The organism is Bradyrhizobium erythrophlei (genome assembly GCF_042430365.1).
GTDB classification, from domain to species: domain Bacteria; phylum Pseudomonadota; class Alphaproteobacteria; order Rhizobiales; family Xanthobacteraceae; genus Bradyrhizobium; species Bradyrhizobium erythrophlei.
The window spans coordinates 175778-185163 of the sequence record NZ_JBHMET010000229.1; the positions used below are offsets into that span (position 1 = coordinate 175778).

General features: G+C 65.8%; 8 protein-coding genes. 2 read left to right on the plus strand and 6 right to left on the minus strand.

Translation table 11 applies throughout. The features are described from left to right. Positions 1-113: 113 nt before the first annotated feature. Positions 114-296, minus strand: coding sequence for a hypothetical protein (locus ACFFWD_RS33290; RefSeq protein WP_376972716.1), 183 nt, complete (start codon positions 294-296; stop codon positions 114-116). A 247-nt stretch (positions 297-543) separates the two neighbouring features. Here ACFFWD_RS33290 and ACFFWD_RS33295 point away from each other — a divergent pair, with 247 nt between their 5' ends. Continuing rightward, positions 544-906 carry an SPW repeat protein gene (locus ACFFWD_RS33295; RefSeq protein WP_376972718.1) on the plus strand — a complete coding sequence of 121 codons (363 nt, stop codon included), beginning with the start codon at positions 544-546 and terminating at the stop codon, positions 904-906. A 92-nt stretch (positions 907-998) separates the two neighbouring features. On the opposite strand, the gene ACFFWD_RS33300 is transcribed toward ACFFWD_RS33295, so the two are convergent. Further along, entirely contained in the window at positions 999-2327 is a 1329-nt protein-coding gene (locus ACFFWD_RS33300) for an MFS transporter (protein WP_376972720.1), read from the minus strand. Between the two features lie 391 nt (positions 2328-2718). Here ACFFWD_RS33300 and ACFFWD_RS33305 point away from each other — a divergent pair, with 391 nt between their 5' ends. Continuing rightward, the gene (locus ACFFWD_RS33305; protein ID WP_376972722.1) at positions 2719-5175 is read left to right on the plus strand and encodes a ComEC/Rec2 family competence protein; all 2457 of its coding nucleotides are present in this window, start codon (positions 2719-2721) and stop codon (positions 5173-5175) included. A gap of 216 nt (positions 5176-5391) precedes the next feature. Here the strand turns inward: ACFFWD_RS33305 and ACFFWD_RS33310 are convergent, their stop codons facing one another. From ACFFWD_RS33310 to ACFFWD_RS33325, 4 genes are all read right to left on the minus strand, one after another. Further along, the gene (locus ACFFWD_RS33310; RefSeq protein WP_376972724.1) at positions 5392-5820 is read right to left on the minus strand and encodes a hypothetical protein; all 429 of its coding nucleotides are present in this window, start codon (positions 5818-5820) and stop codon (positions 5392-5394) included. A gap of 330 nt (positions 5821-6150) precedes the next feature. Next, entirely contained in the window at positions 6151-6858 is a 708-nt protein-coding gene (gene lexA, locus ACFFWD_RS33315; RefSeq protein WP_376972726.1) for a transcriptional repressor LexA, read from the minus strand. A 214-nt stretch (positions 6859-7072) separates the two neighbouring features. Beyond that, positions 7073-8284: a molybdopterin molybdotransferase MoeA gene (locus ACFFWD_RS33320; RefSeq protein ID WP_376972728.1), complete on the minus strand. Its 1212-nt coding sequence runs from the start codon at positions 8282-8284 to the stop codon at positions 7073-7075. Between the two features lie 9 nt (positions 8285-8293). Next, a complete protein-coding gene (locus ACFFWD_RS33325) occupies positions 8294-8929 on the minus strand; it encodes an HAD family hydrolase (protein ID WP_376972730.1) in 636 nt (211 codons plus the stop codon). Between the last annotated feature and the right edge of the window lie 457 nt (positions 8930-9386).

The window sequence follows — 9386 nt, forward strand, 5'->3', positions numbered from 1 at the left end:
GGCTTCACTCCTGTCATGGAGAGCCGCATCCTGGAGGTCGTGCTACCGTTCAGCCGCGACCAAGCGGCTTCGACCGATCCTGCTCCACGTTCTGCGCTGCGGCGCCGGTGGCCTCAGCTTTGGTGCGGCCCGCGCATGAGCTTCATCGCGTCTTCGATGTGCCGCCAGGTTTTGGCCAGTTCGGCCTCGCCTTTGGCCTCGAGCTCGATGGCGTTCTGGGCAGCTTCCGCAATGGCCTTGGCACCATGTGCTTCCAGCAGCTGCCGCGCATAATTGTGGATTTCGGTTTCCCGCATGGCGTCATCCTCCTCTCGTTCTCACCGCAACCGCGAATTCCAGTTGGGCCGAGGGCCGTAGACGTTGACACCTTGTCAGCGCGCGTAGTGTGCATCCTGCCGTGCCTTACTTGCAAGAGCGCTTCCGGGGTAGCCGGCCGGGGGGGGGGCAGCTCTGCTCGTCGCAAGAGCGGCAACACATCGCAGGCCCGAGGTATCCCTTTCCTGCGGCGGCTCACCATATGCAGGACAGAGGGAGGTGAGCATCATGCGCATTCAACACTGGCAGGACGCTGTCAGTCTGTTGGTAGGCGTGTGGCTGGTCGTGTCGCCGCTGATCCTGGGATTTTCCGGGGCGGCCCTCTGGCTGACCATCGCGCTCGGGCTGGGCGTCATACTGTTTGCGGTCGAAGCATTCGTCATTCCATCCTATCTGGAGGAATGGGGAGAGATGCTGGTCGGCTTGGCTCTCGTGCTGGTCCCCTGGACGGTCGGCTACGAGCAGGCCTCCGCCACGGCAAACAGTGTTGCGTCGGGTATACTGGTGATCCTGCTTGCTTGCTGGGAGCTGACGACGGATCGTGACTTCACGACGTGGTGGCACGACCGCTGGCATCACCGAGCCGGCTGAAGGATTTGGGCCGCGCACTCGGTCTGACCGCCGTCTACAGCGGCCGGAATACTGCTGCAGGGGCTGATGGCCCCTGCAGCAGTATGATCGCCTTACGATGCGGTTCTCGGTTCGATCGGCTGCCAGATGCTGATCTTGCGCGTCTCCGGCATCAGGAACATGGCGAGCACGAAGCAGACCGCAGGCACCGCAATCGGGTAAATCAGCGCGTAGCCGATGCTACCGGTCGCCGCGAAAGCGGCCGACGTGACGAACGGCACCAGTCCGCCGCCCCAGCCATTGCCGATGTGATACGGCACCGACACTGACGTGTATCTGATCCTGCCGGGAAAGAACTCCGCCAGGAATGCACCGACCGGCCCGTAGACCATCCCGACGTAGCAAACCAGGATGAAGATGATGAAGACGGCGACCGGATAATTGATGCTCCCGGGCTGAGTGACCGTTCCCAGCCACAGATACAGCGGATAGTACGTGATTGCGGCAAGCAGCATGCCGCCAAGGATCACCGGCTTGCGGCCGATCTGGTCCGACAGCCAGCCAAAGAAGATCAGGCTCGGCGTTGCAATCAGCAATGCCGTTCCCACGATGTAGGCCGAGGTCACGGGCTCGACCTTGGACACCTGTTGCAGGAAGTACAGCGCCCAGAACTGCCCGCTGTACCAGACCACGCCCTGTCCGATCAGGACCACGATCGCGATCAGGATGAATTTCACGTTCGAGCTTAGGAATGCCTCCTTCCAAGGGTTCCTGGTCATCTGACCGCGCGCCTTGATCTCCTGGAAAATCGGCGTCTCCTGGAGTTGCAGGCGGATGTAGATGGCGATAGCCACCAGCAGGAACGACACCAGGAATGGTACCCGCCAGGCCCATTCGTCGAAGGCCTTGTTGCCGGCCCAGGTCCGGGTCAGGACGATCACGCCGAGCGAGACCACGATTCCCAGTGTCGGCGAGGTCTGCAGCCAGCCGGTGTAGTAGCCGCGCCTGTCGTCTGGCACGTGCTCGGCAACATAGGTGATGGCGCCGCCATATTCACCGCCCAGGCACAGTCCCTGGATCATGCGCAGGCCGAACAGGACGAAAGCGGCGGTGAGGCCGATCGACTGGTAGGTCGGAATCAATCCAATTGCTCCCGTCCCCAATCCCATTCCACTGAGCGTGATGAGGAACGTGTATTTGCGGCCAACCCGATCGCCCATCCATCCGAACAGGAATGCTCCCAACGGACGGATCAGGAAGCCCGCGGTGAACAGCGCGATCGTGCTCAACAGGGCGGCGACGGGGTGGGATTGCTCGAAAAATTTGACCGACAGAACTGCGGCCAGGCTGCCAAAGATATAGAAATCATACCATTCGATAACGTTTCCTACCGACGCAGCCACAATCACGCGGCGAAAATCACGCGGTATTTGAATTGCCATGTGCTGCTCCTATCAATTTAAGCTGTTTCCTCGCGTTTCAGCGATCCATTCGCTCGCGAAGGGGCCTGCTGCGCGACGCTACGGGCGTGAGTGCGAGTTGCGTGCGCAACACCTGGTCTCAGGGATGCTCGAGGATGCTCCGAGCCGCCTGAGAAGAGCTCCAGCGGATTTCCCACCGCGAGCCACAAATTGCGTCGGTCACCCTCTCCCGGGGAACCGACGCGCAGCCGCAGTCTAATCCTCAACGGAGTGCCGCCTTATGCGACTTTCGGCGCAATCGGGCCCGCAGCGGCCGGCGCACCGTTTCCTCCACATTCCGCATCTGTTCCGCTAGCGGCCCCATAACACGTTCCGGTAGCTTCGCGTCCCGACAGGGATCGCAAGGCGAGGAATGGCGGAGCAGGGCGCGACGCCGGGCGGCAAACGCGGCTACGCCGGGACGTGGCCGCCGCGCGCCGCCGTCCCCGCCGGCGGCTACCTGCCGGCATGGATCAGTGTCCTGCCGCCGTTCGTCGAGACGCTGCAGCAATGGGCCCGCGCAGAGGCCGGCGCCGGGCGGCTGTTGCCGTGGGTGCCGGTCGCGTTCGGCACCGGCGTCGCGCTTTACTTCGCCGCTGACCATGAGCCCGTGCTGTCGGTCGCGGCCACGGTCGCGATCGCACTATGTGCGCTGGCGGTCCTGCTGCGGCGGCAGAAGGTCCTTCCGGCCATCCTCCTGGTGGCGGCGGTCGCGGCCGGCTTTGCGATTGCGACCTGGAAGACGGCGCGCATGGCCCATGGCGTGCTGGCGCGGCCGATGTTCTCGGTGGCGTTGACCGGCTTTGTCGAGACGCGCGACATCCGCGAGAAGACCGACCGCTTCGTGTTGCGCGTGGTCACGATGGAAAGCCAGCGCGACACGATCAGGCTCGAGCGCGTCCGGCTCTCGGTCAAGAAGGGGACTGCGCCCGAGGTCGGCAGCTTCGTCGAACTGAAGGCCCGGCTGCTGCCGCCGCTCACCCCGCAGCGTCCGGGCTCCTACGACTTCAGCCGCGATCTCTACTTCCAGGGCATCGGCGCCTCCGGCTTCGTGATGGGGGCAATCAAGGCGAAGGAGCCGCCGGCGAGCGGCGGCTTTGGCTTGCGCTACGCTGCCTTCATGCAGGGCCTGCGCGACGCCATCGACGCGCGCATCCGCGCCACGCTCGACGGCGATCAACGGGCGATCGCGACCGCGCTCTTGACCGGACGGCGCGACGCGATCTCCACGCCCGTCAACGACGCGATGTTCATCTCCGGGCTTGGCCATGTGCTGTCGATCTCCGGCTACCATATGGCGGACGTGGCGGGTGCGGTGTTCTTCGCGGTGCGTGCGCTGCTCGCGTTGTTCCCGGCGCTGACCGTCGGCCATCCGATCAAGAAATGGTCGGCTGCGGCAGCGCTTGTCGCCGCCGCATTCTATCTGCTGCTGTCGGGCGCCGAGGTTGCGACCCAGCGGTCGTTTTTCATGACGGCGGTGGTGCTGATCGCCGTCATCGTCGACCGCCGCGCGATCACCTTCCGCGCGCTCGCGGTGGCCGCGCTTATCGTGCTCGCGGTCGCGCCGGAAGCGCTGGTGCACCCGAGCTTCCAGATGTCGTTCGCGGCGACGCTCGGGCTGGTGGCGCTGGTGCAGATCGGGATGCCGAACCTGTTGGCGTCGCCCGATCATTCCACGACCGCACGCATCGCGCTGTGGGGCGGGCGCGAGATCTCGATGTTGGTGCTGGCCTCGCTGGTGGCGGGGCTTGCGACGACGCCCTATGCCGCGTTCCACTTCCACCGCGTCACGCCCTATGGGCTGCTTGCCAACCTTGCGGCGATGCCGGTGGTCTCGGCGCTGGTGATGCCGGCGGGCATGTTCGGGCTGCTTGCGATGCCGTTCGGCTTCGACAGCGTGTTCTGGGTCATGATGGGGTTCGGCATCGACTGGATGATCGCTGTCACCCAATGGGTCGCAGCCCTGCCGGGCGCGGTCGGCCGCATGGCGGCGTTCGGCACCGGCCCGCTGATCGTGGCGAGCGCGGGCATCATCCTGCTCGGGCTGTTGCGGACGCCGCTGCGCTGGTCGGGGGCTGCGGTGCTGGTGGTGGCGACGGTCTGGGCGGTGAGGGCGCCGCAGCCGGATATTCTGATCTCCGCCGACGGCCGCGACGTCGCCGTGCGCGGCGGCGACGGGCGGCTGCATCTGATGCGGGGCGGCAAGGACGCGTTCCTCGTCAAGGAGTGGCTGGCGGCGGATGCCGATGCGCGGACGGCAACCGATGCCTCGCTCGCGGATGGGGTCTCCTGCGACGGCAGCGGCTGCGTCACCCAGGGCGTCGGCGGCGGCTTCGTTGCCCTGGCGCTGCGGCCCGAGGCGCTGGCGGACGATTGCGAACGAGCGGCGCTGATCGTGACCGCGCGGCCGGTGCCGCAGGGTTGCGCGGCCGGCGTGGTCGATGCCGACCGGCTGCGCCGCCACGGCGCGCTGACGCTGCGGCGCGGCCGCGACGGGTTCGTCGTGGATGCGGTCAAGCCGGGCGGGATTGATCGGCCGTGGTCGCCGGCGGTTCCCGGCGACGGCGAGGCCGAGTCCGTGCTGCGCACACCCGCCGTCACGGCCCGGCCCGCGGTCGACGCGACTCCGGCTGAGGTCGATCTTCAGAGCGACGACCAATGCTGGTCGGGTGAGGGGGCGGTCGGCAACTCGAAGGCGCCGAGATGGTACTCGTCGGAGTCGGGCCCGCCGCCCGGCAGTTTGACGAGGGTGAAGGCGGCATCCGGATATTGCTGCCAGATCTTCAGATCGTCAGGCGTGATCGTGAGCCAGCCGAACCGGAACATGTAGCGGCCCGGCTCCGTGACGCGTCCAGCCCTTTGCCATGTGACCTTGTCGACCACCGATCACGTCCTCAGTCGGACTTGTCGGGAGCAATGATGCGCCAAGGCGTCGTCGGACGCAAATACCCCATCAGCCCCGGAACAGGGTTCCGGGGCCCTTGAAATCGTTCAAGTCACGCGCCGCAGGACCGCGCGCGGGGCTCGGGCTGCAGCTACGATGCTCTCAACCCAAAAACAGCGATGCGAATACGGAAGGCCTGGCTTCCGCGACCTTGGGCTTTTGCTCGACGGGCGGATGCAGCGCGGGTAGCTGCAGGATCGTCACCCGCTGCCCTTCGCAAAGCTGGGTCACGAGCACGTGGCTGCCATCGGGGAATTCGACCGCGTCATGATGGCGGTCGGGTACGTCGGGCTCGACCTCGTTGAACACGCCGACCCGGTAGCCGATCGTCTTGGTCCAGATCCACCGGCTGTCGTAGCGAACGTTGTCGGCGAAGGCGAGCTCGGTGCCCGGCAGCATGCAGACCGCGACGGCGGGATCTTTCTCCGAAGCGAAGCCGCGGGTCGAGGTGCCGCGGAATGTCGTGGTGATCAGCGTCTCTCCAACCACGGCGGGACGCGATTGCACCGCGTGCAGACTATAGTCACACATCGGATAGCTCCTCGGTTCGAGATAGCGACCCGTGCCTCTCCTCGAGGCGCTGGCCTCTATCAGAGTGGACGATGACGAACGAGTTTCTTCCCGTTTCTGGGCGATTGTACGACTGGCTGCGCCGGCCTCCGATCACAAACACGCTACAGCACGCCGGGAGGTATCGGGGCGCGCTGACGGGAGCAACGCAGCGCAGTCCACTATTGATGTTTGTGCGCGCCGCGTTTTCGCAAGGACTGCGCGCCCGCATTTCGTGCGCGTACGAAAAAAAGCTGGAGCCTGGTCCGGCGAGGATCAGGGCCAGGCCTCAGCCATCAGACCGCGCCGCCGTCAGTACTTGCGATACAGCCCGATCAGCTTGCCCTGGATCCGCACCCGGTTCGGCGGCAGGATGCGCACTTCATAGGCCGTATTGGCTGGCTCGAGCGCGATCGATGCGCCGCGGCGGCGGAAACGCTTCAGGGTCGCTTCCTCCTCGTCGATCAGCGCCACCACGATATCGCCGGTGTTGGCGGTGTCGTTGCGCTGGATCAAGGCCATATCGCCGTCGAGGATGCCGGCATCGACCATGGAATCGCCGCGCACTTCCAGCGCGTAGTGCTCGCCCGCGCCGAGCATGTCGGGCGGCACGCTGATGGTGTGGCTGCGGGTCTGCAGCGCCTCGATCGGCGTACCGGCCGCGATCCGGCCCATCACGGGCACGGCGACCGGACGGTTGCCGTCGTCCTCGGCTGATATCGACGGGCTCGAGGACCGCTTGCCGAGCGTGCCCTCGATGACGCTCGGCGTGAAGCCGCGGCGGCCATTGCCAGCGCCGGCCGCGAGCTCGGGCAGCTTGATGACCTCGATGGCGCGGGCGCGGTTGGGCAGGCGGCGGATGAAGCCGCGTTCTTCCAGCGCGGTGATGAGGCGGTGGATACCGGATTTCGAGCGCAGGTCGAGCGCATCCTTCATCTCGTCGAAGGAGGGCGGCACGCCGGCCTCTTTCAGACGTTCATTGATGAAACGCAGAAGTTCGTACTGTTTGCGCGTGAGCATCTCGAGTATTCCCCCGGTTGATAGCGTCGTTCGATTCCGAGACTTCAGGAAGCCTGACCTCGGGAGGGCGTGGCTCCCCGGTGGACTCCCGATTGTAGACACCAGTACTCGAAACAAATCATGAACGGACACTATATGTTCGATATGTGTTCCGCAACCACTTAATTTCAGGTGAACGCGACAAGCTTCGCCGCTGCAACGCGGCCGCGGCGCGTCATTCCGGCAGCATCAGGATCTCGCATGCGGCGCCTTCGGCGGCCGCGGGCGCGAACGGCGGACGGATCACAAGTGCCCGCGCCGCAGCGAGATTCCCGAGCAACGAGCTGTCCTGCTGGGTAACCGGGGTCGCAATCAGCGTGCCGTCCTCGCGCTCCTCCAGCCGCGCGCGCAGATAGTCCTCGCGCTGGTCGTTGGCGGCCAGCGCGCGGCCGAGCAGGGCGCTCTCGCGGACATGCTGCGTAGCCTTGCGGCCGCTCAGCGCGCGAATCAACGGCACCAGGAACAGGAAGGCGCAGACATAGGACGACACCGGATTGCCGGGCAGGCCGATCACCCGCATCGCACCCAGCCGCCCGTGCATCATCGGCTTGCCCGGCCGCATCGCGATCTGCCAGAACGCCATCTGGACGCCCTCGGCTTCCAGTGACCGCTTGACGAGATCGTGGTCGCCGACTGACGCGCCGCCGATGGTGACCAGGATGTCCGCGCCGCTGTCGCGTGCCTGGCGGATGCCGGCCGAGGTTGCAGCGACCGTGTCGCCGGCGATCCCGAGGTCGACCGTCTCGGCACCTTCCGCGCGGGCGAGCGCCCGCAGCGCGTAGCCGTTGGAGTAGACGATCTGGCCGGGACCGGGGCTCGATCCCGGCGTCACCAACTCGTCGCCGGTCGCGAGCACCGCGACCCGCGGCCGGCGACGCACCGGCAGCTCGGGATAGTTCATGGCCGCCGCGAGCGAGAGCGCACGGTCGGAGAGGCGGTCGCCCGCGGCCAGCAGCACGTCGCCCTCGCGGAAGTCGACCCCGGCGGGGCGGATATGCCGTCCCGTGGCGGCCGCCTCGGTGATCGAGATATGGTCGCCGTCGACCCTGGTGTCTTCCTGGATGATGACGGCGTCGGCGCCGGCGGGGATCACGCCGCCGGTGAAGATACGCACGGCCTCGCCGGCACCGACCGTCCGCTCGAACGGCCGGCCGGCTGCGACCTCGCCGATCACCTTCAGCCGCGCCGACAAATCGGACGCGTCTTCGGCGCGCACCGCGTAGCCGTCCATGGCCGACATCGCCAGCGGCGGCTGGGTGCGCCGTGCCGCGATGTCGCGCGACAGCGTACGATGATAGGCGGCATCGAGCGCCACCATTTCCTCGGGCAGCGGCTTGGCGCCCGCAAGGACGGCAGACAACGCATCGGCAACCGGCATCAAGGCCACGGGCAACTCCTAGCCTGGTGAAATCTCGAGTGCAGTGAGTGCCATCGCCACGTCATCCGTCGATGTCACGTGGATGGCACGAAGGCCGCGCGCCCGCGCGCCCTCGATATTGGCGGTCAGGTCGTCGAAGAACAGGATCCGCGACGCCGGCACGCCAATCGCTTGGACCACGTGATCATAGGCCGCGGCGTCGGGCTTTCTCAAGCCGATCGTCGAGGACAGGAAGACCTTTTTGAAGTGGCAGAGCAGATCGGCATATTCAGCGGTGAAGTGTGCGACATGGGCGGGGTTGGTGTTGGAGAAGGCATAGAGCGGCAGCCGCGCCGCGGCGCCTGCGAGCAGCGGCGCGATGCCGGGCATTTCGCCGGTGAACAGCGCATTCCAGCCTTCGAGTAGCTGCGCGTCGCTGAGGCCGATGCCGAGCGACCGGCGCAGGTTCGCAAAGAAGGTCGCGTCGTCGATCCTGCCGGTCTCGTGATGCCTAAAACTGTCGTCGACGACGAAGCGCCTGGCGAGCTCGTCCGGCGCGCAGCCGGCATCGCCGGCCCACTTCGCCATCACCTTGTCGAAACGGATGTCGAGCACGACGCGGCCGATATCGAACAGCAGCACGTCGACGGAATCGGGAGAGAGGGAGGAGGTCATTGTGTCCACGGTGTACGAAAATCCGGGGCGGGCGGCAATGTGTTCCGGTTTCGCGATGGGCGATGCCGTCGCGCGGGCGACGGGTGGAGCAACGAATGCGCGGCTCTGTCCGCGTCATTGCGAGGAGCGATAGCGACGAAGCAATCCATGTCTCCGCAAGCGGACATATGGATTGCTTCGCTCCGCTCGCAATGAAGCAAGACATATATCCACCTTCTCGCGGCACAATCTGCCCGAGTCTTGCAGGTCGTTCCGCCCTCTCATTGAACAGAGGACGCAGGGAAAGCCGGGTGCCGATTGCACCCATGGGTCCCGAGCAAAGGAAAGCTCGGGAGGTAGGACCACAGGTGTAACCGGATCAATCCCGGCTTTCCCTGCGCGATGGTTTTACGGCTTATTTCGTGCTCTCCCCGGCGAGACCGCTATCCGATTCACACATTTTCGAGCCTTAGAGTGG